The organism is Halomonas sp. CSM-2, assembly GCF_002119345.1.
GTDB classification, from domain to species: Bacteria; Pseudomonadota; Gammaproteobacteria; order Pseudomonadales; family Halomonadaceae; genus Vreelandella; species Vreelandella janggokensis.
On the sequence record NZ_NBYR01000018.1, the window covers coordinates 19,669 to 46,331 of the forward strand.

Annotated in this window: 23 protein-coding genes and 3 tRNA genes; 10 read left to right on the forward strand and 16 right to left on the reverse strand. The window is 55.7% G+C overall.

What is annotated here, in order from left to right:
- The first annotated feature begins 36 nt into the window (after window positions 1-36).
- The 4 genes from B7L15_RS15305 to nhaC all read left to right on the forward strand — a co-directional run bounded on the left by B7L15_RS15305 (window position 37) and on the right by nhaC (window position 5,654).
- On the forward strand, window positions 37-1,614 hold the full coding sequence (locus B7L15_RS15305) for an aldehyde dehydrogenase (NADP(+)) (RefSeq protein WP_085919805.1): 1,578 nt from the start codon (window positions 37-39) through the stop codon (window positions 1,612-1,614).
- A 205-nt stretch (window positions 1,615-1,819) separates the two neighbouring features.
- Window positions 1,820-2,491 (forward strand): GntR family transcriptional regulator, encoded by a 672-nt coding sequence (locus B7L15_RS15310; RefSeq protein ID WP_085919806.1) that lies wholly within the window; start codon window positions 1,820-1,822, stop codon window positions 2,489-2,491.
- Between the two features lie 380 nt (window positions 2,492-2,871).
- Window positions 2,872-4,170: an NAD(P)/FAD-dependent oxidoreductase gene (locus B7L15_RS15315; RefSeq protein WP_085919807.1), complete on the forward strand. Its 1,299-nt coding sequence runs from the start codon at window positions 2,872-2,874 to the stop codon at window positions 4,168-4,170.
- A gap of 41 nt (window positions 4,171-4,211) precedes the next feature.
- Window positions 4,212-5,654, forward strand: a complete 1,443-nt coding sequence (gene nhaC, locus B7L15_RS15320; RefSeq protein WP_085919808.1) for a Na+/H+ antiporter NhaC — start codon at window positions 4,212-4,214, stop codon at window positions 5,652-5,654.
- A 135-nt stretch (window positions 5,655-5,789) separates the two neighbouring features.
- Here the strand turns inward: nhaC and hemH are convergent, their stop codons facing one another.
- Window positions 5,790-6,869, reverse strand: coding sequence for a ferrochelatase (gene hemH / locus B7L15_RS15325; RefSeq protein ID WP_085919809.1), 1,080 nt, complete (start codon window positions 6,867-6,869; stop codon window positions 5,790-5,792).
- 111 nt (window positions 6,870-6,980) lie between these two features.
- Between hemH and B7L15_RS15330 the strand changes: the two genes are divergently transcribed.
- On the forward strand, window positions 6,981-8,561 hold the full coding sequence (locus B7L15_RS15330) for a cryptochrome/photolyase family protein (protein ID WP_085919810.1): 1,581 nt from the start codon (window positions 6,981-6,983) through the stop codon (window positions 8,559-8,561).
- Complete coding sequence (locus B7L15_RS15335) at window positions 8,558-8,959, forward strand: thiol-disulfide oxidoreductase DCC family protein (protein ID WP_085919811.1); 402 nt, start codon at window positions 8,558-8,560, stop codon at window positions 8,957-8,959. Before B7L15_RS15330 ends, B7L15_RS15335 begins: the two co-directional genes overlap by 4 nt.
- Window positions 8,960-8,975: 16 nt before the next feature.
- Here B7L15_RS15335 and B7L15_RS15340 read toward each other — a convergent pair whose 3' ends face one another.
- The 9 genes from B7L15_RS15340 to rnr form a co-directional block, all read right to left on the reverse strand.
- A complete protein-coding gene (locus B7L15_RS15340) occupies window positions 8,976-9,278 on the reverse strand; it encodes a DUF6482 family protein (RefSeq protein WP_085919812.1) in 303 nt (100 codons plus the stop codon).
- Between the two features lie 127 nt (window positions 9,279-9,405).
- A complete protein-coding gene (locus tag B7L15_RS15345) occupies window positions 9,406-9,699 on the reverse strand; it encodes a hypothetical protein (protein WP_066321721.1) in 294 nt (97 codons plus the stop codon).
- 64 nt (window positions 9,700-9,763) lie between these two features.
- A complete protein-coding gene (locus tag B7L15_RS15350; RefSeq protein WP_085919813.1) occupies window positions 9,764-12,403 on the reverse strand; it encodes a replicative DNA helicase in 2,640 nt (879 codons plus the stop codon).
- A gap of 177 nt (window positions 12,404-12,580) precedes the next feature.
- Complete coding sequence (gene rplI / locus B7L15_RS15355; RefSeq protein WP_085919814.1) at window positions 12,581-13,027, reverse strand: 50S ribosomal protein L9; 447 nt, start codon at window positions 13,025-13,027, stop codon at window positions 12,581-12,583.
- A 15-nt stretch (window positions 13,028-13,042) separates the two neighbouring features.
- The gene (locus tag B7L15_RS15360; RefSeq protein ID WP_085919815.1) at window positions 13,043-13,894 is read right to left on the reverse strand and encodes a hypothetical protein; all 852 of its coding nucleotides are present in this window, start codon (window positions 13,892-13,894) and stop codon (window positions 13,043-13,045) included.
- Between the two features lie 12 nt (window positions 13,895-13,906).
- The gene (gene rpsR, locus B7L15_RS15365; RefSeq protein ID WP_085919816.1) at window positions 13,907-14,134 is read right to left on the reverse strand and encodes a 30S ribosomal protein S18; all 228 of its coding nucleotides are present in this window, start codon (window positions 14,132-14,134) and stop codon (window positions 13,907-13,909) included.
- Between the two features lie 36 nt (window positions 14,135-14,170).
- Window positions 14,171-14,560, reverse strand: coding sequence for a 30S ribosomal protein S6 (rpsF, locus tag B7L15_RS15370; protein WP_066321716.1), 390 nt, complete (start codon window positions 14,558-14,560; stop codon window positions 14,171-14,173).
- A 214-nt stretch (window positions 14,561-14,774) separates the two neighbouring features.
- A complete protein-coding gene (gene rlmB / locus B7L15_RS15375; RefSeq protein ID WP_085919817.1) occupies window positions 14,775-15,560 on the reverse strand; it encodes a 23S rRNA (guanosine(2251)-2'-O)-methyltransferase RlmB in 786 nt (261 codons plus the stop codon).
- Window positions 15,561-15,562: 2 nt separating this feature from the next.
- The gene (gene rnr / locus B7L15_RS15380) at window positions 15,563-17,980 is read right to left on the reverse strand and encodes a ribonuclease R (RefSeq protein ID WP_085919818.1); all 2,418 of its coding nucleotides are present in this window, start codon (window positions 17,978-17,980) and stop codon (window positions 15,563-15,565) included.
- A gap of 245 nt (window positions 17,981-18,225) precedes the next feature.
- Here rnr and B7L15_RS15385 point away from each other — a divergent pair.
- From B7L15_RS15385 to B7L15_RS15395, 3 genes are all read left to right on the forward strand, one after another.
- Window positions 18,226-18,312: transfer RNA gene (locus tag B7L15_RS15385), tRNA-Leu, on the forward strand.
- A 57-nt stretch (window positions 18,313-18,369) separates the two neighbouring features.
- A tRNA-Leu gene (locus B7L15_RS15390) sits at window positions 18,370-18,456 on the forward strand.
- 33 nt (window positions 18,457-18,489) lie between these two features.
- Window positions 18,490-18,576: transfer RNA gene (locus tag B7L15_RS15395), tRNA-Leu, on the forward strand.
- Between the two features lie 40 nt (window positions 18,577-18,616).
- Here the strand turns inward: B7L15_RS15395 and B7L15_RS15400 are convergent.
- Both B7L15_RS15400 and B7L15_RS15405 read right to left on the reverse strand, forming a co-directional pair.
- Entirely contained in the window at window positions 18,617-19,462 is an 846-nt protein-coding gene (locus B7L15_RS15400) for a DNA/RNA non-specific endonuclease (protein WP_085919857.1), read from the reverse strand.
- A gap of 67 nt (window positions 19,463-19,529) precedes the next feature.
- Window positions 19,530-19,805, reverse strand: coding sequence for an Lrp/AsnC family transcriptional regulator (locus B7L15_RS15405; protein WP_027338179.1), 276 nt, complete (start codon window positions 19,803-19,805; stop codon window positions 19,530-19,532).
- A gap of 263 nt (window positions 19,806-20,068) precedes the next feature.
- On the opposite strand from B7L15_RS15405, the gene B7L15_RS15410 reads away from it, so the two are divergent.
- Entirely contained in the window at window positions 20,069-20,383 is a 315-nt protein-coding gene (locus B7L15_RS15410; RefSeq protein WP_085919819.1) for a high-potential iron-sulfur protein, read from the forward strand.
- Window positions 20,384-20,440: 57 nt separating this feature from the next.
- On the opposite strand, the gene B7L15_RS15415 is transcribed toward B7L15_RS15410, so the two are convergent.
- The 4 genes from B7L15_RS15415 to B7L15_RS15430 all read right to left on the reverse strand — a co-directional run bounded on the left by B7L15_RS15415 (window position 20,441) and on the right by B7L15_RS15430 (window position 26,545).
- Window positions 20,441-22,006 (reverse strand): SpoVR family protein, encoded by a 1,566-nt coding sequence (locus tag B7L15_RS15415; protein ID WP_085919820.1) that lies wholly within the window; start codon window positions 22,004-22,006, stop codon window positions 20,441-20,443.
- A 21-nt stretch (window positions 22,007-22,027) separates the two neighbouring features.
- Window positions 22,028-23,317 (reverse strand): YeaH/YhbH family protein, encoded by a 1,290-nt coding sequence (locus B7L15_RS15420; RefSeq protein ID WP_085919821.1) that lies wholly within the window; start codon window positions 23,315-23,317, stop codon window positions 22,028-22,030.
- Between the two features lie 25 nt (window positions 23,318-23,342).
- Window positions 23,343-25,265, reverse strand: coding sequence for a PrkA family serine protein kinase (locus B7L15_RS15425; RefSeq protein WP_085919822.1), 1,923 nt, complete (start codon window positions 25,263-25,265; stop codon window positions 23,343-23,345).
- Between the two features lie 236 nt (window positions 25,266-25,501).
- Window positions 25,502-26,545, reverse strand: a complete 1,044-nt coding sequence (locus B7L15_RS15430; protein WP_085919823.1) for a threonine aldolase family protein — start codon at window positions 26,543-26,545, stop codon at window positions 25,502-25,504.
- Window positions 26,546-26,663: the final 118 nt, after the last annotated feature.

Consider the following 26,663-nt stretch of genomic DNA (forward strand, 5'->3'; position numbering starts at 1 on the left):
CTGAATACGCTCTCGACACCCACTAAGGAGACGACCATGACCCTTGAAGGCAAGATGTTAATCGGCCAACAAGCCATTCGTGGCCAGCGTGATGCAATTTTCGCCACCAACCCAGCCACGAACCACCGTCTTGAACCGGGCTACCCCGGCGGGACGCAAGAAGACGTTGATAGCGCGTGCCAACTCGCCTGGGATGCCTTCGATATCTACCGTAAAACTCGCTTGACCGATCGGGCCAATTTTCTTGAAACCATCGCCGATAATATCGAATCACTTGGCGAAGAGCTGATTGATCGTGCCGTAGAAGAAACAGGGTTACCCCACGCCCGAATTCAAGGCGAGCGCGGGCGCACCTGCCAGCAACTGCGTCTGTTTGCCAAAACCGTCCGCGCCGGTGAGTGGCTTGATGTACGTATTGATAACGCGATTCCCGAACGACGCCCTTTACCTCGCGCCGACCTTCGTCAACACCATATTGCCCTTGGCCCCGTGGTCGTTTTTGGAGCTAGCAACTTTCCACTGGCTTTCTCTGTAGCGGGGGGAGACACCGCCTCGGCGCTTGCGGCCGGGTGCCCAGTGATTGTGAAAGCCCATTCTGCTCACCCTGGCACCAGTGAACTGGTTGGGCGGGCGATACAATCAGCCATTGCTCAAAACGGCCTACCTGAGGGGGTCTTTTCACTTATCTTTGGCTCCGGTCGCGAAGTTGGCCATGCCCTGGTCACCCATCCGAATATTAAAGCCGCTGGTTTCACAGGGTCGCAGAGCGGAGGACTAGCGTTATGGCGAGCGGCCAAGTCGCGCGCCGAACCCATTCCGTTCTATGCAGAAATGAGCTCAATCAACCCGGTTTTTCTACTGCCGGAGGCACTTAAATCGAGGGGAGCTACACTAGGTGAAGCATTTATCGGCTCCATGAACATGGGTGCGGGTCAATTTTGCACCAACCCAGGATTAGTGATCGCGGTCCAGGGTCCAGAACTAGATACGTTCATCAGCGCCGCGAAGCGCGCGCTGGAAGGCAGCGAAGCACAGACAATGCTCACGCCAGGTATTCATGAAGCCTATGATGCTAGCTTAAAATCGCTTTCCACTAGTAAAGCCAAGGAAGTGGCGCGTGGGCAGAACGAGCAAGGCCCCAACCAGTGTCGGCCAGGCCTGTTTATGACCTCCGCAACTGACTTTTTAGCCGATGAAACACTACAAGCCGAAGTGTTTGGCGCAACATCAGTTATTGTGGTCTGCCAAAACGAAACCGAACGTCGCCATGTGGCCGAACACCTCGAGGGCCAATTAACAGCAACTCTGCACATGGAAGACGATGATACTGAAGCCGCGCGTGCCCTGTTACCGGTACTCGAACGAAAAGCCGGACGAATACTGGTCAACGGATGGCCGACCGGCGTAGAGGTATGTGATGCAATGGTTCATGGGGGCCCCTTCCCAGCCACATCAGATGCACGTACCACCTCAGTGGGTACCGCAGCCATTTTCAGATTCCTTCGCCCCATCTGTTATCAAGACTTACCTGCCGAATTGTTGCCCGAGGAGCTCGCCGACGATAATCCCCTTGCGCTCGACCGTCTGGTCGATGGGCAGCGCCCCATAAAATAAACAATGATTAAGCCGCTCTTCTCAGCTACCCGGAGAGCGGCTGCTATCGACGTCGCTTCCACCACTAGCGACTCACCATATCCAGCTATGCCTTAAGTACGTCATATCTAATTAGTGATATTTCAAGCAAGCCACTCTGCAGACATAGACACTCGGCGCATTTTGTATAAAATGTGCAAACATTGTTTTGGTAAATGTTGGGGCTATGGCTACGTATAAAACACGCGCACAATTTGTCGCCGACGATTTGCGCAGTCGCATTTTGGGCGGCGAATTCAAGGGCGGCACGCAGTTACGTCAGGACGCACTGGCCAGAGACTACGACGTTAGTCGTATCCCCGTGCGCGAAGCCTTGTTAACCCTTGAATCGGAAGGTTTGGTCGAATTTTATGCCCATCGTGGGGCCTTCACTACTGAGCTCTCCGTTGCCAAAATACAAGAGCTGTTTGAGCTTCGTATCCTGCTTGAGACCTATGTTTTTAGGCATTCTATACCCAAGCTGACAGAAGACGACCTCCAAAAAGCCGACAATATACTGCGCAAATACGATGAAGCATTAAATACAGGCGGGGAAATCAATAATTGGAGCGAGTACAACTACGCTTTTCACCTCACCTTATATGCGCCATCCGAGCTTCCCGAAACACTGGCGTTAATTAACCAACTAAACACCAAATCTGATCGCTATATCCGTATGCAACTCCTCTATACCCAAGAAATAGAGAAAGCTGAAGAGGAGCACCATGCCTTATTAGCGTTGGCACGTAAGGGCAGTATCGATGAAGCCTGCGAACTATTAAAGAATCATATTCGGGAAGCCTGCGAGGCGATTGTCAGCCTGCTAAAAGAACGCACGCTCAATACAGAAGGTACCTAGCTAAAGCCTCATGCATTTCGCTCCTACCACGAAATCACTGCAACTCACCTCATAGAAATCGCCGCTTGCTGCTTACCTCTGAGCCATGCGGGTGGCGTTATCAGCTTCGTTAATTTGCCCTAACAGCGTTTCCCCCACTGGCAGGATGATACCTTTCCATCCTCAGCTAGCCATCGTACCCGACAAGCGTTAGCAAGCCTGGTGACAGAGGACTCCGGAATTCATTGTTCCGTATTACCTTAGCCGTCCGCCTTGAAGCCTTCCGAAGACCCCCCTGATATCTATCCCCTCACCTACTTTTCGCCCTATACATATTGCACTCAAAAAATACATACATTATATTTTATACAATCGACAAAATTAAAAAGGGACGCAGCTTTATGGCACATACCTCTTCGCCTCCGCACAATGTTGACGCCGAGATCGTTGTGGTCGGCGCTGGCATTATCGGGATAGCCTGCGCCTTGGCACTCAGTCAGCAAGGCTGGCAGGTGCTTGTTATCGATAAACAGCTTCCAGGTCTGGGAACCTCTTTCGGTAATGCAGGACACATGGCAACCGAACAGGTATTCCCTATTGCCGACACATCAATTTTGAGGCGAATTCCCTCCATGCTGCTAGACCCAATGGGGCCGCTACGTCTTGACTGGCAATATCTACCCAAAGCCCTTCCGTGGTTTACCAAGCTACTTTTAAACCTTCGCCAAACTCCTTACCAAGCCAGTACTGCTGGGATTCGGGCGCTCAATCAATCCAGCTTATCCGCATGGCACCGACTACTCGATTCGATCGATGGTAGGGCATTGTTGAAAGAGGACGGCTCTTTTCTGATCTACGAGAACGAAGCATCCGTTCCGGAGATAAAAGCGCTGCAGTCACGAATGAACGCCCAAAACGTTGCGGCGGATCACTGGCAGGGTGACGCTATTAGGAAGTTCGCCCCGCAACTTTCCACCTCAATACAAGGTGGGCTCTTCTTCCCCGACACCGCCCATGTAGTAGACCCGTGGCAAGTGTCCAATGCGCTAGTAATGAATGCTCAGCGGAATGGCGTGCGGTTCATACAAGAAGAAGTCCTTTCAGGATCAACAAATAGCCAAGGTGTAACGTTACGAACGGCCCAAACCGAGGCAATACATGCCGACAAAGTACTGATCGCTTGTGGTGCCCATTCGCGCAAACTCACGGCTTCGCTAACCGGTAGCAAGGTGCCGCTCGATACAGAAAGGGGCTACCACCTGATGCTTCCCAATGAAAAAGCACGCCTCCCCGTCGCCATTACCTCTCTGGAACGCCGTTTTATCATGACACCGATGGAGGAAGGATTGCGTTTAGCAGGCACCGTCGAGTTTGCCGGGCTAGAGCGACCTCCCAACATGGAACGCGCATGGAAACTCCATCAGTTGAGCCGAGGACTCTTCTGCTCGGACCTTGATATCTCCGAGGCGAGCCCCTGGATGGGGTTTCGACCTTCCCTGCCTGACTCTTTACCCATCATAGACTGCGTGAACGACGGCAAAGTAATGCTGGCCTTCGGGCATCACCATCTTGGCCTCACGCAAGCCGCTGTGACCGCGGAAATTATTGCCAACCTAGCAAGACAAGGAGAAACAACAGCCAACACACCCAACCCATTGCCTGATGTATTCCCTTACCGACTGAGTCGGTTCACTTCTTAACCCTCGATACACAAGCCCAAAACAATCGTAGAGGAAACACTATGTCTTCATCTGTAACGCAAACAAGGCTCCCTAGCATGGTGGAAGTGCTGGCCGTCATGGTCGGCTTTATTGCCATCATGTTTGTCAGTATCAACGTGTTGCAATTACCCATTCAGTTGGCTCTTTTTGCCTCTTGGTTTTTAGTTATGGCTCTGGGTTTAAAACTCAAGCTTTCTTACGAGAACATGCAGAAGGGGCTAATTGATGGCATACATAACGGTATGGAAGCTGTTTTGGTTCTGACCACGGTTGGGGCACTGATTGGCACCTGGATTGCCGGGGGGATCGTCCCTAGCATTATCTACTATGGCTTATCAGTCATGAATCCGCAGATTTTCCTGTTTGCCGCCTTTATTATTTGTGCTTTAACTTCACTTGCCACTGGTACGTCATTCGGGACCGTGGGAACAGCAGGTGTCGCGATGATGGGCATAGGTCATAGCTTTGGCATCCCGCTTCCCCTTGTGGCCGGTGCGGTTATTTCTGGTGCCTATGTGGGTGACAAGATGTCACCGCTTTCCGATACAACCGTCATGACGGCCTCATTATGCAAGGTGGGTCTGATCGACCATATCCGGTCCATGATGTGGGTAAGCGTCCCCGCCATTCTAATTGCTTCCGTGTTATTCTTAGTGGTCGGCTTTTTCTACGTAGACGATAGTGCCGACACATCTCGGGCCACGATGGCCATGCAGGCACTTGAATCCCACTTTACCGTCAGCCCCTGGCTTCTATTGCCCGCTGCCATTGTCATTTTGTTGCTGACGCGTCGTTTCCCCTCCATTCCTGTCATCACCTTCGGTGCGGTTTTAGGAAGCATTTGCGCTTGGTGGGCTCAGGGAGTCGCGCCCATTGATGCAATTAGAATTGCTTATGTGGGTAACGCCATTGAATCCGACGTGGAATTTCTGAACACACTGCTGAATCGAGGCGGCATTGAGTCGATGCTCGGCGTTATTGCCCTCATCTTGTTTGCGCTTGGGCTTGGTGGCCTAATGGAGCGAGTTGGTATTCTTCAGTCAATCAGCAACGGATTCCTGCGTTGGGCCAACAACCCCGGCCGACTCACTATCTCGACAATGCTCGGCGGCTTCTTTGGGAACTTCTTCGGGGGCGCAGCTTACGTTTCATTAATCACCGCGAGCACGATCACCGAAAAGAACTACGATAAGCAGGGAATTGATCGGCGCGTTCTTTCACGTAATACCGAAGCCGGTGGCACTATCACCACCCCCATGGTCCCTTGGACAGACGGCGGGGTTTTCATGGCCGCAACGCTGGGTGTTTCGACGCTAACTTACCTGCCATTTCTGTGGTTCCACATGCTGGTAATTGCCATCGCCATTTTCTATGGTTTCGCTAATATCGCCATTTGGCGAACCCAACCTATAACCGACGACGCGCCATCGGCAGGCACAACACCTTCAATGCAAACCTCATAGGCGATCGATAAATTCGCTCCTCCCAAAACAAGGCCTGAGTTATCCAATCGATAACGCAGGCCTTTTTATGACGACATTCTAGAATTTCATTTACCTATGTTTAAGATAACCACATAGCTAAATGGTTATAGTCAATTAAGTACGCGGCAACCACCCCGACAATTCATTGTTGACCACTGCCACTAGCGCATCGATGTGGTCATCCCGGTCGTTCAGGCAGGGAATATAACTGAAGGTCTCTCCCCCCGCTTCCATGAAGCTGTCGTGAATCTCTTCCTTGATTTCCTCCAGGGTCTCGACGCAGTCCGACGAAAACGCAGGCGACAGGATGGCGATGTGCTTGTGTCCCTGTTTGGCCAATTCTGCTACGTGATCAACGGTCTGGGGGCCCACCCACTTTTCGGGGCCGAACTGCGACTGGAAGGCGGTGTCGACTTCTTCCTTGCTGAACCCCAGCTTTTCGCGCAGCAGGCGCGTGGTTTTCTGGCATTGGCAATGGTAGGGGTCGCCTTCGAGTAGATAACGCTCGGGCACACCATGATAACTGGCGACCAGCTTGGTCGGCCGGGACGTCAACCCTTCGTAGGCTTCCCGCACCGAGTTAGCCAGCGCATCCGTATAGGCCGGATGATCGAAATAAGCGGGTACGGTGCGGATGGACGGCTGCCATTTCATTTTCATCAGGGTGCGAAACGCCTGATCGTTGGCCGTCGCCGTGGTGGGCGAGCCGTACTGGGGGTAAAGCGGGAAGAAGACGATTTTTTCGCAGCCTTTTTCCTTCAGTCGATTCAGCACGCTTTCGGTCGAAGGGTTGCCGTAGCGCATGCAGAAATCGACTTCCACATCGTCGCCGTAGAGCGCCTTCAAACGTTCGGTCATTTTCTGCGTTTGCGCCCGGGTGGTGGTCAATAGCGGGCTTTCGTTCAGCTCGTTGTTCCAGATGCTTTTATAGGCGTTGCCGGATGAAAACGGCCGCTTGGTCAGGATGATCAGCTGTAGCAACGGCTGCCACTTCCAGTTGGCGTAATCGACCACCCGCTTATCAGACAGGAACTCGCTCAGGTAACGACGCATCGACCAGTAGTCGGTGGCATCCGGCGTACCCAGGTTTGCCAATACCACGCCCACCTTCGCGCGGGGCACAGGGGGATGGTCGCTGGGGGCATGCATTAGGCGACCTTCGCCCGGCTGATCCTTTGCGACTTGCTCGGTCATGATATTCACTCCTGCTGACAGCACCTTGAAAAATAAATCCTACCACTTTTCTGCAAACCGGCGGCATAAAGTTATACTATTAGCATTATTTGTACATAGTTAGGTCAATTTATGTCTAAGCCTTTACTCCTCGTGCTTGGCGACCAGCTGTCGTCTTCTCTGGTGACGCTGCGTCAGGCGCCTGATAATGCCGTCGTCGCCCTTTGCGAAGTGGCCGACGAAGCGAGCTACGTTCCCCATCACAGCCATAAGCTTGGTCTGTTCTTCGCCGCCATGCGCCACTTCGCCTACCAGCTGCGCCAACAGGGCTTCGAGGTCCACTACAGCAATCTGGATGATGCTGACAACTGCCACTCGTTGATCGGGGAAGCGGAGCGCCTGGCCCAGCTTTACGGCTGCGATGAGATACGCGTGACGCGCCCCGGCGAATGGCGGCTTTATGAAGCCATGCTGAACCGTCAAACCGCAGAATTGCCTTGGCGGCTTCACGAGGATGATCGTTTTTTCACGACACCCGATGACTTCAGCCAGTGGGCTGAGGGGCGCAAGCAGCTTCGTCTGGAGTACTTCTATCGTGAGCAGCGCAAACGCACGGGGCTGTTGATGGAAGACAATGAGCCGATGGGCGGTCAGTGGAATTTTGATCATGATAACCGCGAGCCAATCAAGGGCGACTTGGCGTTTCCGACGCCACCCAGGCATCACTACGAAAAGATGACCCAGGCCGCCTTCGATGCGGTCAAGCGCCATTTCCCCGACCATATGGGCGATCTGGCGACGTTCAACTGGCCGGTAACACGCCGCCAGGCGCTCGTGGATTTGCGCCATTTCCTTGACCACTGCCTGAGTGATTTTGGCCGCTATCAGGATGCGATCAGTGAAAGCTCCAACTTCCTGTTTCACTCGCGCCTGTCGGCCGCGCTCAATATCGGCCTGCTCTCCCCCCAGGAGGTCTGCCAGGCGGCAGAGCAGCGTTATCTCGATGAGCAAGCACCTATCAACGCCGTTGAGGGCTTTATTCGCCAGATACTTGGCTGGCGCGAGTATGTACGGGGGCTTTACTGGACGCAGATGCCCGACTACAAGCGCCGTAATTCGTTAGGTTTCGAGCGTGATCTGCCAGCCTTCTATTGGGACGCCAAGACCGATATGCACTGCTTGAAGCGAGCAGTGGAAATGACCATGGATAACGGCTATGCGCACCATATCCAGCGTCTGATGGTGACCGGCAATTTCGCTCTGCTATGCGGGGTCAAGCCGGAGGCATTGTGCGACTGGTATCTGGCGGTATACATCGATGCCTGCGAATGGGTGGAGCTGCCCAATACGCTGGGCATGGTGCTGCACGCCGACGGCGGCCAGATGGGGTCGAAGCCCTACTGCGCGTCAGGCAAATACATCAACAAGATGTCAGACCATTGCCAACACTGCCGTTACTCACCCAACCAGGTCACGGGTGAGAAGGCCTGCCCCTTCAATAGTCTGTACTGGCATTTCCTCGAGCAACACCGCGGCTCGTTACAGCAGAATCCGCGCATGAAATTGATTTATGGCTCGCTTGATCGCATGGCACCTGACAAGCGATCAGCCATTCATCAACAGGCACAGCAATTTCTCGATCAGCTTGAAACCTCGACGGGTTACGGGCAGCCCCACCATACCGCTGGCTATACAAAGGAGACCACCTCATGAGTCGATTCAGCCCGCTTGACGCCAGTGCGCCTGCGACGCTTTACCACGATGGTCACTGCCCTTTTTGCCGCGTGGAGGTCAACTGGCTTTCCCGTCACCAACACCAGGACCGCATTCGGCTGGTGGACATTCAGAGCGATGCATTCAACGCCACCCACGATCGGGGTGAGTTCGACGCCATGATGGGGTTGCTTCACGTAAAAGACAGCCAGGGCAACTGGTACATCGGCATGGAAGCAAGCCGCGCCCTGTATGCCGTTCTGGGATACCGGCGGCTGGTTTGGCTATCGTGCCTGCCGGGATTGAAAGGCGCCCTCAACTGGGGCTATCGGTGGTTTGCCCGCCGCCGGGTGCGACTGGGCCAATGGTGGGAAAAACGGTCTAACGGATCCTCATAATGCTCATGCACAAGGTTTAAAAAACCAGCGGCACACGCGAGCTTAACGGGGCGCTGTAGTGGGCATCACGTCCAATCATTTCGTCGTGGGCGACGTGCTGAACCAGATAGGCGCGGTGAATATCGGCGCGTTTCAGCTCCAGGTAGATATCGTCCAGCGCCCGAAACATCATCGGCTTGCCCCGCTGGGTCAGCATGTGGCGCTCACCTTCAACGTCTTCCAGCTCCACTTGATAAAAGCGGCTGCCCGCGTGGCTGATGACGCGTATTTCAAAATTGTCATGTTGGGCAACGAACGCCTTGAGTGACGTCATTTCCATGGTTCCCTCCTGGGTTATTAGCGTTTCAGTGGCACAGCATGCCGAAACATAATGGCATTTTTGTTGCAGTGTCACGTTCTAGCTAAGACGATGAAGCCCCAGGAGAGTTCCTGACCATCCGCCTTTGCTATTGGTATTCGGAAGGGTCGATGGCCTTGCCCAGCGAATTGCGATCGATCCAGTTGCCCGCCTTGGTCTGCTTGTAACGAAACACCACTTTATCGCCCACTTTTACCGGCAACTCCGAGTCTTCCGTCTGGTAGCTGTATTTTTCGCCGTCGACCTCGATGTAGTAGCGGTAAAGGTCAGGCATGCCCAGCCACTCCTTGAACGGCCCTTCGCGTTCAAGCGACTGCAACTCCCCGCGCGCTTCTAACTTGGGTAGACGCTGACGATTACCGCGCCGAAAACCACCTGCCATGCTGTGCTCCCGTTCTGTTTGCTGATTGGCCGGGCATTATACGAACCTGACTCCCGGTCTCAAGTTAATCACCGAAAGCTTCCCCGTAGCTATCCGGCGCCAAATCTTCAAAGCGTGTATAGCGGCCGATAAAGGCCATGTGCACGGTGCCGATGGGACCGTTACGCTGCTTACCGATAATCAGCTCGGCGATACCCTGATTATCCGGATTGTCTGGATTATAGACCTCATCGCGGTAAACAAAGGCGATAACGTCGGCATCCTGTTCGATAGCGCCCGAGTTATGGCTAACAATATCATTGGCTAACCAACAAGCATTACCCGGTACCGTCAGATCAAAGACCTCTTCTTCTCCACAAGCACGAACCTCGACGACCTTGTCCCAATATAAATCACTGGTCGCGATTTGTTTCAGCGCCTGGTTCTCTAAAAGGTCAGCATAGTGGCTAAGCGTCTTACGAGAGGGAGAATAGCTGAAGTGAGCGCTTCCTCCATGTGCGGTATTTCGCATCGATGCCATTTTGCGCTGACTGATACCTTTAGCGCCCATTGCTTGTTTAACGTACTCAAATACTTCCTGAGGAAGTGTATCAATGTTGGTATTGCTATTAGCCACGGCAGAGGCAAGCCAATTGTCCATGGCGTCTTTCTGATGGCCAAACGCCCCGATATATTCAGCATAGCGACGTTGCTGCTCAACGCTTGAGATGTCGGCGGTGTACCATCCACCGCCTTCACCAGACACGACGCGCCTAATGCGGGCCACAATGCCAAAACGCAGCAGCAAGGCGGCAACATCGTCAATCAGTCGGCGGCTAACAGTGGAAAAGTATATGCGTGTTCGCTGATTGGCATCGGTCGCAATACTGCCGTCTGTTGCCCAAAGGTGCCGCAGAAAAAGGGCAATCTGGTCGTTGGAAAGCTTAAAAAGCTCCCGGGGAATATGTTTATCAGCAGAGCGCTGACCAAATACCCCCAGTGACTTCAACCACGCCCCAACGCCACTCGCATGCCAGCGGTTTCCATTGCCGGCGATCACTAATTGATGCCAATTCCCCCTGCCAGTGTGGCGCGTTACCGTTGAGCCAAATTGTGTTGCGGCCTGGGTTACTGCTTCGCTGTTCGCTTCACTGGCCGTTGTATAACGCAGTGGCTGGCCTTTCACATAACTACCATCACCGAGCAGGTGTGCCATTAAGATGATGGCATGCTCATCCCAGACACTGGGACTATCTGGTTCAGCTAGTTGACGTGAAATAGCAAGCCGATCCCCGGTTTCCAGGCTGGCAACCGTTTTCCAGCCCCACAGCGCCTTAAGGCGATGCTCGCCGGTGCAACGGACTCTCCGACCGCTCGCAAGCGTTACTTCAAAGACAGGCTTGACACCAACTGACCATATCAAGTCCGTTTTCGCTGGCTGGAGTTTTCCACTTTCCGCCATCGAGATAACGTTTGGCGTTTGGCCTACAAGCTCGCGAATGGGTGCCCGTTCACCCGTCTCCAGGGTCACTAAGGTGTCACCTGTCACACATTCCCTCAGATCCGACATGACCGGACGCTTGTTGGGGCGCTGCTCGAGGGAACGGTTCAACTGCGAAAGGGCAACGACTGGACAGTTGAACTCTTTTGCCAACCCCTTCAGTGAACGCGAAATTTCCGAAATCTCGCCGGTGCGGTTTTCGGAGAAACCACTGATCTGCATCAACTGCAGATAGTCGATCATGATCATCGCCATGTTGCCGTGCTCGCGCACGACACGGCGAATTCGCGAACGCATTTCATTGGGCGATAGCGCCGCCGTATCATCGATAAACAGCTGCTTGTCTTTCAGCAGGTTTACCGCTGAGGTCAGTCGCGGCCAATCTTCGTCTTCCAGTTGCCCGGTACGCACGCGGGTCTGATCGATGCGCCCCAGTGAAGACAACATCCGCAGCATCAGCGATTCCGCTGGCATCTCCATGGAAAACACCATCACCGGTTTATCGCTGGAAATGACGGCGTGCTCGACCAAATTCATAGCGAAGGTCGTTTTGCCCATCGAGGGCCTTCCGGCGATGATCACCAGGTCGGACGGTTGCAGCCCGGATGTCATGTCATCGAGATCGCGAAAGCCGGACGATAAGCCGGTCATCTGGCCTTTGAGATTGAACAGCTCGTCGATGCGGTCAACCGCTTTGGTCAACAGGTCGCTCATGCCAATCGGGCCGCCGGTTTTGGGGCGCTCTTCGGCAATCTGGAAGACCAGCCGCTCGGCTTCGTTAAGCAACTCATCGGCCGGACGCCCCTGGGGGGCAAAGGCACCTTCAGCGATCTGGTTGGCCGCTCGGATCAGCTTGCGCAGCGTGGCCCGCTCGCGGACGATATCTGAATAGGCGCGGATGTTGCTTGCCGAGGGGGTGTTTCTGGCCAGCTCCGCCAGAAAGGCCAGCCCGCCCACGGTATCCAGTTGATCGCGGTCTTCAAGTGCTTCGGAGAGCGTCACGACGTCCATCGGCTGACCGGACTCAGCCAGATGGATCATCACGTTGAACACCAGGCGATGCTCGTAGCGATAGAAATCGTCGGCCACCAGGCGGTCGGAAATACCATCCCAGGCCTGATTATCCAGCATCAGCCCGCCCAGTACTGACTGCTCTGCCTCTAGCGAGTGGGGTGGTAGCTTGAGGGCTGCCGTTTCCTTGTCAGCGGGTGGCTGGTCCTGCATAACGAGCTCCTTTAAACACGACGGCGTCGTCAATAAACGCTATATCTTAGCCGCCGATGATCGCAATCACTACCGTTAGCGTCACGCTCGACTGTCTACAAATACTGACTGTCTACCAATAATAAAGGGCGCGGGGAAATCCCCGCGCCCTTTAAGACGTTGCTCGTCTTGCAGTACTTACTCTGCGACGACGACGACGCGTACTGCGGCATCCACTTCAGCGTGCAAGTGAAGCGCGATGTCGTATTCGCCGGTCTGGCGAATCGGACCCAGCGGCATACGTACTTCGCTTTTGGAAACTTCGATGCCTGCAGACGAAATGGCGTCTGCCAGGTCACGAGGACCAATTGAGCCGAACAGCTTGCCTTCTTCACCCGCTTTAGAGACCAACGACAGTTCGATGTCGTTGAGCTGTTCAGCGCGTGCTTCAGCTTCTGCCTTGCGCTCGGCCGCTTGGGCTTCGAGCTCAGCACGCTGGGCTTCGAACGCCTCAACGTTATCTTTTGTTGCCGGTACTGCCAGGCCGTAAGGCACCAGGTAGTTACGACCATAACCAGGCTTTACGGTGACTTTGTCACCTAGGCCGCCCAGCTTACCAATTTTGTCGAGCAGAATGACTTCCATCTCGTAAACCTCTAGTCAATTGCTGCGGGCAAGGCGTGCGCGAATGTTCGCGAATGTATCTATCAGCCCCAACAGCAGCACAATGAGAATCGTGGGCCAGGTCGTGATCAGCAGCACATAGAACGCTACCAGCCACAGCCCGTTCATCCCCTTTAATCCAACAATACCATGCACTAATGCAATGCCAGCCACTAGCAGCGGTATCCAGGCCAGCATCGCCAACGCGGAGATGCCCAGCACCATGCTGATAACGCTCAAGGCAATCAGCACGATCAGTTCCTTGGGTGCTAAACGCAGCCCATGAAACTCTTCACGGAAACCACCCGGGTTATAAAGCCCTGCTTGCCAGCTACGCGCCAGTGCCAGACAGGCAATCGCGGCAAGCAACACCACAAACCCGGTGACACCACCGACGACGAGCCCGGCTAGCTGCTGGGTATCATAGCCCTGATCGGCAAACTCGTTGAGCATCCGATCAACTTCCTGCGAGCTTTGGCGTAACTGCTCGAGCATTTGCTCGGTACCCGCCGGCGGGCTGAAGATCCCCAATTGAACCATCACGGCGGCGGCAATCGCGCCGAGAATAAGGGCTTCACTCCAGCGCATCCGCTCGCGCAGAACAACGGCCATCAACGTCACCAGCAAGATACTGGCCAGCGGTATCACATCGCCCTGCACCCACCACATCCCGGCTGGCAGTGCCGCCGCGATGGTGACAGGCAAGGCTTGCGCGAAACCGCGGCGAAGCGTTACCAGTGCGCTGATAGCAGCACCCAGCCAAAACAGCCAGGGCACGAAGGTGGCCAACGCTGCCCCGCCTGCGGCGTAGGGCGTACCACGCATTAGCCATCGCGCCAGTGCTAGCATCACGTTAAGCGCTTACTGGTGGCTGTCGGAATAGGGCAGCAGCGCCAGGTAGCGCGAACGCTTGATAGCCGTTGCCAGCTGACGCTGGTAGCGGGCCTTGGTGCCGGTAATGCGGCTTGGAACAATTTTACCGGTTTCGGTGACGTAAGCCTTCAGCGTGTCGAGATCTTTATAGTCGATCTGCTTGACGCCTTCGGCAGTGAAGCGGCAAAACTTACGGCGACGGAAAAAACGTGCCATGGAATAAGCTCCTTAGGTTACGTGGAGTGAATGCTATCAGGCAGATTCGGATTCAGATTCTTCAGCTTCAGCGCGCGGTTTTTCTTCGCGACGCGGACGCTTCTCTTCTGCCGGCTTCATCATCGGCGATGCTTCGGTCACGGCTTCTTTACAGCGCACAACCAGGCTGCGAATGATGGCATCGTTGAAGCGGAAGATATTCTCGATTTCGTCGAGCGTCTCACCGGTGCATTCAACGTTCATCAGCACGTAATGGGCTTTGTGGATCTTGTTGATCGGGTAAGCCAGGTGACGACGGCCCCAATCTTCAAGGCGATGCACAGTGCCGCCGCTTTCGGTAACGAGGCTGGTGTAGCGCTCGACCATGGCGGGGACCTGCTCGCTTTGATCCGGGTGGACCATAAACACGATTTCGTAATGACGCATGGGATCTCCTTGCGGTTTGGCAGCTTCTTATGCGCAAGCACTAGGCAACGCGACATAGAAGCAAGGAGTTAACTGAAGTGCCACGTCCATTGATGAATCAATGGCATTGGCATCAAGCAGAACAACGATTTAATAACCGTACGTAGCAAACGTTCATAAGAACGAGCGCCCGTTTGCCAGACAAACGGGCGCATGCATTTTAGTGGTGAGCGGGTTAACTTGCAAGCTGACGCTGGCGTACCGCTTCAAATAAACAGATACCGGCGGCAACGGACACGTTCAGACTCGACACCTGGCCGGCCATGGGCAGCTTGGCAAGGTTATCGCACGCCTCACGGGTCAAACGGCGCATACCCTTGCCTTCTGCCCCCATGACCAGTGCAGTCGGGCCCGACATGTCGATGTCGTAAACGCTGGCGTCGGCTTCACCGGCGGTGCCGGTAATCCACACACCTGAATCCTTGAGCTTCGCCATCGTCCGGGCCAGGTTGGTGACCTGATAAACCGGCACGACCTCGGCGGCGCCGCAGGCGACTTTACGCACGGTCGCGTTCAAGGGTGCAGCCTTGTCTTTCGCAACGATCACGCCGTGCGCCCCGGCAGCATCAGCACTGCGCAGACAAGCACCGAAGTTATGAACATCGGTCACACCATCCAGCACCAGTAGCAAAGGCGGCGCGCTCGACGGCCATGCGCGCAGCTTGAGCCACAGTGATTCTTCACTTTCGGGTGTCAGCGGCGGACAAAAGGCCACCACGCCTTGATGCGAAGCCCCCTGGGTCAGCTGGTCCAGCACCGTTCGAGGGTGCTCGATAATACGAGCCCCCTGGCCGCCCGCCTGACTCAGCAGTTCACTTAGCCGGTTGCCAGCGCCTTGCTGTACCCAGATTTCCCTCGGCGCTTCACCGCGCTCGAGCAGGCTCTGCAAGGCGTGAACGCCGTACACCTGGTCGAGGCCATTCGGCGTGTTCGGGCGCTTCTGTGAGGCTGGCGATTTCATGCTCAACCCTTGTTCGGTGATGGCTTGCGAGGGCCTTTGCGCGTGCGTCGAGGTCCACGACGCGTATCGGGTTTATCCTTGCCAGGCTTATCCTTGCCCGACTTTTCATTGTCGCCCTTGCCAGTCGCTTTGCCCCCTTCGGTGGACGGCTTTTTACGCGGCTGGCGGCGCGGGCGCGGCTTCTCGTCGGCCAGAGCAAAATCGATCTTGCGGTCATCCATGTCCACGCGGGCCACCTGAACGCTCAAACCATCGCCCAGGCGATAGGTCGTGCCGGTGCGCTCACCTTTCAGACGGTGTTTTTCCGCTTCGTAGTGATAGTAGTCCGATGGCAGCGAGGTGACGTGCACCAACCCTTCCACATAGAACGCATCGAGGCGGACGAACAGGCCGAACTGGGTGACCGAGGCAATGGTACCGTCGAAGGTTTCGCCCAGCTTGTCGGACATGAACTCGCACTTGAGCCAGCTTTCCACGTCGCGGGTGGCGTCGTCGGCGCGGCGCTCGGTCATGGAGCAGTGTTCACCCAGCTCGAGCATCTGCTCGAAGGTGTATGGGCACCACTTGCTCGGCGGCTCGACCGGGGCGCCTTCGACCCGCAGCACGGTATTGGTCTGGCGCGGCCCGCGAATTACCGACCGAATCGCCCGATGGACCAGCAGGTCGGGATAGCGGCGAATCGGCGAAGTAAAGTGCGCATAGGCCTGGTAGGCCAAGCCGAAGTGCCCTTCGTTCTGCGGCGAATACACCGCCTGATTCATCGAGCGCAGCATGACCGTCTGAATGATATCGAAGTCGGAACGGCCGGTAATCGTCTCACGCAACGCCTGGTAGTCCTGTGGCGTTGGCATATCGCCACCGCCCAGGGAGAGCCCCAGCTCGTTCAGGAAGAGGCGTAGCTTATCGAGCCTTTCCGGCGTCGGGCGCTCATGAATACGGTACAGCGCGGGCAAGTCATGCTTATCCAGGAAGCGCGCCGTGGCGACGTTGGCCGCCAGCATGCACTCTTCGATCATCTTGTGTGCATCGTTACGGCTGCGCGGGACGATTTTCTCGATCTTGCGCTCGTCGTTGAAGATGATCGCCGTTTCGGTGGTATCAAAGTCAATCGCGCCGCGTTCTTCACGGGCTTCGCGCAGCAGCTGGTAGAGCTCATGCAGGTTTTCCAGCGGTTTGACGAGTTTCGAGTACTCATCGCGCAGCGCCTTGCCCTCTTCGCTTTCCTTGTCCAGTATCGCGGCCACCTTGTTATAGGTAAGGCGTGCATGCGAGTTCATAACCGCTTCGTAAAAACGGTAACGGCTGATGGCGCCGGTTTTCGAGATATTCATCTCGCAAACCATCACCAGACGATCAACGTGCGGATTTAGCGAGCACAGACCATTGGAAAGCAGCTCAGGCAGCATGGGAACCACCTGACCCGGGAAGTAAACCGAGTTGCCCCGCTTGCGAGCTTCGTCGTCAAGCGGCGCGCCGGGGCGAACATAGTGCGAGACGTCGGCAATGGCCACCAGCAGCTTCCAACTGCCCGACTTGGTCTTCCAGGCACAGACCGCATCGTCGAAATCCTTGGCAGATTCATCATCGATGGTGACCAGTGGCGTATCACGCAGGTCGACCCGGTTCTGCTTATCGTCTTCAAGCACCTCTGCCGATATCCCGCTTGTCTGATCCAGCACTTCCGGCGGGAATTCGGCAGGAATCTCATAGCTGCGAATGGCGATATCGATTTCCATCCCCGGGTCCATACGCTCGCCGAGTACTTCAATCACCTCGCCCACTGGCTGTACCCGGGTTTCAGGCTGCTTGACGATCTTGGCTGAAATGACCTGTCCGTCTTTAGCACCGCTGCAGGCGCTGTGGGGGATAATCACTTCCTGGGTAATGCGCGGATTTTCGGGAATCAATATGCCGAATTCCGGGGTATTGCTGCGGTAAACACCCACAATGGTCTGCGTATTGCGGGAGATGACATCGGCAATGGTGGCTTCGTCGCGACCACGGCGGTCACGGCCACTGATTCTCACCAGTACATGGTCACCGTGGAACACACGACGCATCTGGCGCGGCGGCAATACCAGGTCCGGCTTCTTGCCGTCGTCGCGCAATAGAAAACCGAAGCCGTCACGATGGCCAAGCACCTTGCCCTTGATAAGGTCGAGCTTGTTGATCAGCGCATAGGCCCCTCGACGGTCGCGCAGCACCTGGCCGTCGCGTTCCATGGCAGCCAGCCGACGGCGCACTGCCTCATGGTGGTCTTCGTCTTCCAGCCCCAGCAGTTGGCTCATGTCTTCGTGGGTAACCGGTTTACCGTGCTGTTCCAGCGCCGCCAGTAGATACTCACGGCTCGGCGCGGGATTATCGTACTTATGCGCCTCGCGCTCGGCGTGCGGATCATCATTCAATGTCCAGTACTTCATGCGATCAACATCCTTGCTTGCGTTGGCGGGAGGCGTAAAAAAAGCGCGTGCATTGCATGCCGCGGATGAGGGCTTTCAGCGTTCACTCGGCTGAAAAATTTCATATTTTGTTTGGTCATAGGCGCATTATAGCGCTGTGACGCCCATCACCCAACCACCTTGGCAACGATTCTCGTATTTAGACGTCAAAAACCCCTGTCTAATGCTTGCATTTAGCCAATACACGGGTATCATACGCGCCACTTGCCCAGATGGCGGAATTGGTAGACGCGCTAGCTTCAGGTGCTAGTGACCGTATGGTCGTGGAGGTTCAAGTCCTCTTCTGGGCACCAATCAAACTTGTGTTATCCCCTTTCCACAAGGCTGATTGGTGTTGAAACGTTGTGTTCGCCCAGGTGGCGGAATTGGTAGACGCGCTAGCTTCAGGTGCTAGTGACCGTATGGTCGTGGAGGTTCAAGTCCTCTCCTGGGCACCAATCGAACACAGCCCGCAAGTGACAATATGATGCGCCCAGGTGGCGGAATTGGTAGACGCGCTAGCTTCAGGTGCTAGTGACCGTATGGTCGTGGAGGTTCAAGTCCTCTCCTGGGCACCATTTAATAGTCCTCGCATCATTTGAACGCCAAAATTACCCCTTATTGATAACGCCCCGGCTTTTTCGCCACTTCTTCCAGTGCCCAGCCATCGGTACGGATTTCGCTTTCCAGAACACTCTCGACGTTATCATTCAGCTCATGGAAAAAATCCAGGCCGGTACGCGCTTCGATGTCATCGATGCTGACCAGGTAGTCGTCCAGCGGCTCGTTGCCGCGCACGTCCTGGGGCATGATGAAGGCAAGCGCCAGCGGTGCTTCATCGTGGGGCGCTACAATGATCTTGTAGAACGCCTCGGGCACTTCGACCAGACCCACACGATTGAAGACATTATCCATTAACTTGTCAGGAAAAACGGGGCCGGTAATGATTTGCAATCGATCAAAACGCGGCGCGAAATGATCCATGACCGCTTCTTCCAAACGCTGCCATAATCGGCGGTTCAGATTGGGCCGTTGGGGGGTCATGTTGCTCATGTAGAAGGTATCGAGCTGTGCGCTACGGCCGTGAACGGCGGCAATTGCATAGTTGGGAGCCAGATGGCCGCGGTCGTAGCCGCTGCCGGAATAGCTGTCAGTACCCACCGGCCATAATGTCCGCCAGTCGGGACGGAAGTCCGGGCGCGATCCTATACGCGTATCGTCCACGGCGGCGACCTGATAACTGACCCAGAGCGGGTTGACGCGAACGTCCGACCAGCCGACCAGGTATCCGTCGTTACGCAGCACCCGGTGGAATGAAGTCAGACTCAGCGCCTCCCAGGTTGGTACGCCCTGCCAAGTGTACATATCTTGATGCTGGCGCTCCTGGTATTGCCAGAGCACGCCGCCCAGCACCACAAACAGCACGAGAATCCCTATTCGTCTGGCCTGCCGACGCCAACCCAAGCGTAACTTACCCAATCCCACAACTCCCCTGACCCGCTAGATTCAGCCCCTGATCAAACAGGGCGCGTTACCAACCCAGTGAAAACATGGTTTCCAGATCGTGACGCGAGTGTACCTGCATGGCGTTGAGCGTTTCCGTGTCGCTGATGCCTTCTACGGCATTGAGTCGTTCGGTAACCAGGTCAGCCAGGCTCTCGAAGTCGCGAGTCCGTGCGATAGCCACCAGATCGTAGCGACCGCAGGTCGAATACACTTCGCTGATACCGTCGACGTCCGCCAGGCGCTCAGCGACGGCCTTGACCTGACCTTTCTCGGTATTGATTAGGATGACTGCGTTTTGCATCGCGCCCTCATGAACTGTGGGTGTTGGATATGGTCTGATAGGAGACGAGTATAACAGGGCCCTGGCAGTGGGCGTAGTGGTGCTAGAAATAGTCGTTCCTCAGCGTGACCGATTGTCGCTGCCTTGTTCAGGTGATTCGCACTCCACGACGAGTTCCGCTAGCATCCAGATAGGCGCTGATTATATTCAGCGCTTTATAAAAAAAGCACCGTCAATAACAGACACCGTGACAATACGTCAGTCAATGACGACTAGGAGCAACCATGGCTAACCAAAGCCGACGTGCCTTCATGCGATCCAGCATACTCAGCCTTGCTGCCCTGCCGCTGGGCGCGGGTATCCTGTCCAAAACCGCCTTTGCACAAACATTGCCACGCCTGGACCCTTCGGCAAGCAATGCCCAGGCATTGAGCTACGTGGAGGATGCAGCGGATGCCAGCGATCACCCGGCCTACGAAGATGGCCAGCGGTGCGACAACTGCATGTTCTACTCCGCCGATAATCAGGGCTGCCAACTTTTCCCGGAAAACAGCGTCGAGCCAGGGGGCTGGTGCCAGTCCTGGGTTGCACAGGGCTAACAACCAAAATGGCAGAGACGCCATGCGCCTCTGCCATCCAGTCATGCTGGCTTGACGTCACTCTTCGCTTTGAGCGCTTTCTTCCACCGGCCAGCGGTAACGACGCGTGACGCGCCCCTCTTCCATGGAGATCAAGTGGACGGGGAACCCCCATAGCTTCTGCAAATGCCGAATCACCGGATATACGCTGCGTGCCAACGGGCGACGGCTGTCTTGCACGTGGTGCAGTGTGAGTGAACGGTCACCCCGAATGGCCGCTTCCACGACCTGAATATTGGGCTCGCGCACCGATAGCGCATATTGCGTCGCCAGCGCATCACGCACTCGCCGGTAGCCCTGTTCGTTGTGAATGGCCGCCACCTCCAGCATTTCCTCCTGATCATCGTCGACCACCAGAAACAGCTTGTGATCGCGCATCACCTTGGGCGACAAAAACTGCTGGATAAATGATTCATCCTTGAAGTTACGCATCGCAAATTCAACCGTTTCACGCCAGGGCGAGCCCGCCATATCCGGAAACCACCGACGATCCTCGTCAGTGGGCGCTTCGCAGATGCGCTTGATATCCATAAAAATGGCGAAGCCCAGGGCATAGGGGTTGATGCCGCTGTAGTAAGGGCTATCAAACCCGGGCTGGTTGATCACCGCCGCATGGGACTGTAAAAACTCGAGCATCACCCCTTCATCGACATTGCCATCGTCGTAAAGGCGATTCATCAGGGTATAGTGCCAGAAGCACGCCCAGCCCTCGTTCATTACCTGGGTTTGCCGCTGGGGATAAAAATACTGCGCCAGTTTACGCACAATACGCACGATTTCGCGCTGCCATGGGGCCAGCAGTGGTGCGTTCTTCTCGACAAAGTAGAGCAGGTTTTCCTGGGGTTCGGAGGGATAACGGCCGCCGCTATGCAGCCCAAGCGGGTCGTCTTCTTCAGGCGATAAACTGCCGGGCAGCGGCTCGACGCCTTCCGGACTGTCGGGGATCGTGCGCCACAGCAGGTTCACCTGGGTTTGCAGGTAGGCCTCGCGTTCGTCCTGACGCTTGGCTTCTTCTTCCGCCGAAATCGGCGACGGGCGCTTGTAACGGTCCACTCCATAGTTTTGCAGCGCATGGCAGGCATCCAACAACTGCTCGACCGCCTGAACACCATGGCGCTCCTCGCACCGGGCGATGTACTGACGGGCAAACACCAGATAATCGACGATGGACTCCGCATCGGTCCAGGTGCGAAACAGGTAGTTGCCCTTGAAGAAGGAGTTATGCCCGTAGCAGGCATGCGCCATGACCAGCACCTGCATCATCAGGGTATTTTCTTCCATCAGGTAGGCGATGCAGGGGTTGGAGTTGATGACCAGCTCATAGGCAAGCCCCATCTGGCCGCGCTTGTAGGCCTGTTCGACGGCCAGAAACTGCTTGCCGAACGACCAGTGGTGATAGCCTACCGGCATGCCGACGCTGGCATAGGCATCCATCATCTGCTCGGTGGTGATCACTTCAATCTGGTTGGGATAGGTATCCAGCCGGTATTCGTCGGCGAGCCGGGCAAGCTCGGCGTCAAAACGCTCGAGCACGTTGAAGTTCCAGTCAGAACCGGTCGCAATCGGCTTGCGGGTGGCATTCATGGCTCACTCCTCAACGGTCAGTCAGTGCTGCTGACTCAAGCGACGCTTGAACAGTTCACGGAAGACGGGGTAAATATCCCCAGCCTCGACTATCTGGCGCATGGCAAATTGTTCGGGGAAACGAGCGGCTACGGCCTCATATTCCTGCCAGAGCGACTGATGGTCGTGGGGGGTGATTTCCACATAGGCATAGTACTGGAGCTGCGGCATCAGCTGCTTGACCAGCAAGTCGCGGCACACGTTTGAATCATCATCCCAGTTGTCGCCGTCGGAGGCTTGGGCGACATACAGATTCCACTGCTCTGCCGGGTACCGCTTGTCGATGATCTTCTTGACCAGAGTAAGCGCACTGGACACGATGGTGCCGCCGGTTTCCCTCGAGTAGAAGAACTCCTCTTCGCTGACTTCCCGGGCGGCGGTATGGTGGCGGACAAACACAAGCTCGACTTTCTCATAGTGTTTTTCCAGAAACAGATACAGCAGCAGGAAAAACCGCTTGGCGATGTCCTTGTGGTTCTGGGTCATCGAACCCGAAACATCCATGACACAGAACATCACCGCCTGGCTTGAGGGCTGTGGCTGAGCGGCCAGCTGGTGATAGCGCAGGTCGTAGGTGTCGATGAACGGCACCGCTTCGATGCGTTTTTCCAGGCGCTCGATCTCGGCTTTCAATTCAGTGATGCGAGCGGGGTTACGCAGCACCGGGTCTTTACGCTCCTCGGCCTCGAGTGCCTGCTGAGCTTCTCGCAGGGCGCGCTTGATAGGCGCGCGCATGGCGATACGCCGGGCATAGGCTTCACGCATCGAGCGGGTAATACTGATGCGCGAAGGCACCCCGTCCCTCGCCAGGCCTGCGCGCACCATCTTGATTTCCTGCAGCGACTTGAGCGGCTTTCGTTGAAGGTGAGGCAGTTCCAGCCCATCAAAGACAAATTCCAGAAACTCTTCACGACTCAGGGTGAAGGCAAATTCATCGGTGCCTTCACCCTGATTGGAAGCGTTGCCTTCACCGGAGCCGCTGCCGCCGCCCTGTCCGGGCGGACGGTGGATTTTATCCCCCGCCAGAAACTCCTTGTTGCCAGGCGAGACGATTTCACGCGCCCCGCCCGGTCCGTGCTGAAACACCGGCTCGGAGATATCCTTGGTGGGGATCGATACCTTCTCGCCCCGCTCCATGTCGGTGATCGAGCGGCGGTTGACGGCTTCTTCCACGGAGCGCTTAATATGCTTGCGATAGCGCTCCAGAAAGCGTTGCCGATTGACCGCGCTCTTGTGCTTGGCATTGGGCCTGCGATCGATGAAGTAGGTCATATGACCTCCTTTTTAAGCGCATCCGCTACTGGGACTTGCGTACGCGCAGGTACCACTCGGAGAGTAGCCGCACCTGTTTTTCGGTGTAGCCACGATCCACCATTCGCGCGACAAAGTCTTCGTGCTTTTTCTGATCCGACTTCGACGCCTTGGCATTGAAGGAGATCACCGGCAGCAGTTCTTCGGTGTTGGCGAACATCTTGTGTTCGATCACGCCTTTGAGCTTTTCATAAGACTGCCAGCTGGGGTTCATGCCGTTATTTTGCGCGCGGGCACGCAGCACGAAATTGACCACTTCATGGCGGAAGTCCTTGGGATTGGAGATACCCGCCGGTTTCTCGATTTTTTCCAGGTCTTCGTTGAGCGCCTGACGGTCGAACAGCTCACCGGTATCAGGGTCGCGGTATTCCTGATCCTGAATCCAGAAGTCTGCATAGGTGACATAGCGGTCAAAAATATTCTGCCCGTACTCGCTGTAGGACTCCAGGTAAGCGGTCTGGATTTCCTTGCCGATAAACTCGACGTAGCGCGGGGCCAGAAACTCCTTGATAAAGCCGATGTAGCGTTCGAATACTTCCGACGGCAGCTGTTCGCGCTCGAGAGCCTGTTCCAGCACGTAAAGCAAATGCACGGGGTTGGCCGCCGTTTCCGTGCCATCAAAGTTGAACACCTTGGAGAGAATCTTGAAGGCAAAGCGGGTTGATAGACCCTGCATACCTTCATCCACCCCGGCGGCGTCGCGATATTCCTGAATCGACTTGGCTCGCGGGTCGGTATCCTTGAGATTTTCGCCATCGTAGACGCGCATCTTCGAGTAGATGCTTGAGTTTTCGGGCACTTTCAACCGCGAAAGCACCGAGAATTGCGCCAGCATGCGTAGCGTATCAGGCGCGCAGGGCGCGGCGTTAAGCGACGAGTCTTCGAGCAGTTTCTGGTAAATCTTGATTTCTTCGGTTACCCGCAGGCAGTAAGGCACCTTGACGATATACACCCGGTCAAGAAACGCCTCGTTGTTGCGGTTATTGCGGAATGCCTGCCACTCGGATTCGTTGGAGTGGGCCAGGATCACACCGTCGAAGGGGATCGCGCCCATGCCCTCGGTGGGGTTGTAGTTGCCTTCCTGGGTGGCGGTCAGCAGCGGGTGCAGCACCTTGATGGGTGCCTTGAACATCTCGACGAATTCCATCAACCCCTGGTTGGCACGGCACAGGCCACCGGAAAAGCTGTAGGCATCCGGATCATCCTGGGAATAAAGCTCCAGCTGGCGAATGTCGACCTTGCCGACCAGGGACGAAATATCCTGGTTGTTCTCATCACCGGGTTCGGTTTTGGAGATGGCGATCTGGTTAAGCCGTGACGGGTATAATCGCACGACCCGGAACTGGGAAATATCGCCACCATATTCTTTCAAACGCTTGGCCGCCCAGGGCGACATCACGCTTTTAAGGTAGCGTTGAGGAATGCCGTACTCTTTTTCGAGCAGCTCGCCGTCTTCTTCCGGCGAAAACAGGCCAAGCGGTGATTCGTACACCGGCGAGCCTTTAATGGCATAAAAAGGAATCCGTTCCATCAACAGTTTGAGGCGCTCCGCCAGCGACGATTTACCCCCGCCCACCGGCCCCAGCAGGTAGAGAATCTGTTTACGCTCTTCAAGTCCCTGGGCCGCATGTCGAAAGTAAGCCACGATCTGTTCGATGGCTTCTTCCATACCGTGGAACTCGGCGAACGCGGGATAGCGCCGAATGACTTTATTGGAAAAAATGCGCGAGAGACGCGAGTCCTTGGCGGTGTCGATGACCTCAGGCTCACCAATGGCTTCCAGCAGGCGCTCGGCCGCGCTGGCGTAGGCCTTGGAGTCGCGGCGACAAAGCGCCAGGTACTCCTCAAGGCTCATGTCTTCTTGCTGAACGCGGGCAAAACGGTCTTGAACGTGATCAAAGATGCTCATGGAACTCTCCTGTAGCCCATCCCCAGGCAGTCGCCAGCCAATCAACATCGGTGCGATATGCCGAACGAGGTGTCGCTTATCAGCATAGTCAGCATTAGCAAAATGTGATGACTCAAACTTCAACGCTGCGGCGTTAATATTATGAGCATAAGAGGGGAAGATTAGTTGCGTTGACAGGCCCAACGCACAGCGCCGCCAGAAAGGCGGCGCCAGGGAATCCGTTAACGGGTATGGATCTATTCAAGCACTTCCTGGATATCGTTCAGCAACTGGTCGAGTAATTCAACGGTGGTGTTCCAGGCGCAGACAAACCGTGCCCCGCCGGCGCCAATGAAGGTATAGAAGGTCCAGTCTCTGGCTTTCAACGCTTCGATGGCACGGGGCGGCAATTCAACGAAGACGCTGTTGGCCTGCGTCGGAAACATCAGCGACACGCCGGGCAACGCCTGCAGGCCGTCAGACAGGTAGCGCGCCATGGCATTGGCGTGCTGGGCATTGGTCAACCAGGCACCGCTTTCCAGCAATCCCAGCCAGGGCGCGGAGACAAAACGCATTTTGGACGCCAGTTGGCCTGCCTGTTTGCAGCGGTAGGAAAAATCTTCGGCCAGCTCCCGGTTGAAGAACAAAATAGCCTCACCGAACGCTAAGCCGTTTTTGGTACCCGAGAAACACAGCGCATCGACACCCACCTGCCAGGTCAGCTCGGCCGGGGTGGCGTCCAGACTGGCGCAGGCGTTGGCAAAGCGGGCGCCGTCCATATGCAGGCGCAGGTCGTACTTATCTGCCATGGCGCGAATGGCCAGAAGCTCCTCCCGGGAATAGACCGTGCCGACTTCAGTGGCCTGGGTCAGCGAAATGACCTTGGGTTTTGGGTAGTGAATATCGCTGCGCTTGGTGACCAGCGCTTCAATGCCTTCCGGGGTCAACTTGCCGTTGGCACCCGGCGACGTCAGCAGCTTGGCACCGTTGGAAAAGAACTCGGGGCCACCGCATTCGTCGGTTTCAATGTGGGCCAGCTCGTGGCAGATCACACTGTGGTAGCTACGCCCCATCGCGGAGAGGGCCAGTGAATTGGCAGCGGTACCGTTGAAGACAAAAAAGACGTCACAGTCGAAGTCGAACATGTCGCGAAAACGATCGGCGGCGCGGGCTGTCCAGCGGTCGTTGCCGTAGGCTAGATCATCGGCTTGATTGGCTTCCAGCAGATACTCCATGGCTTCCGGGCAAATACCGGAGGTATTATCACTGGCCAAAAATCGTGGGGTACACTCCGAGGTCATGGCGATAGTCCTTGTGGCGAGTCCTTGTGGATAGACCTTTTATCTGACAGTCAAACGACGCAGGCTGGGTGCCACCTGCATCGTCGTCACCCGCCAGGTTGGCTAACGGGTGGGGTAA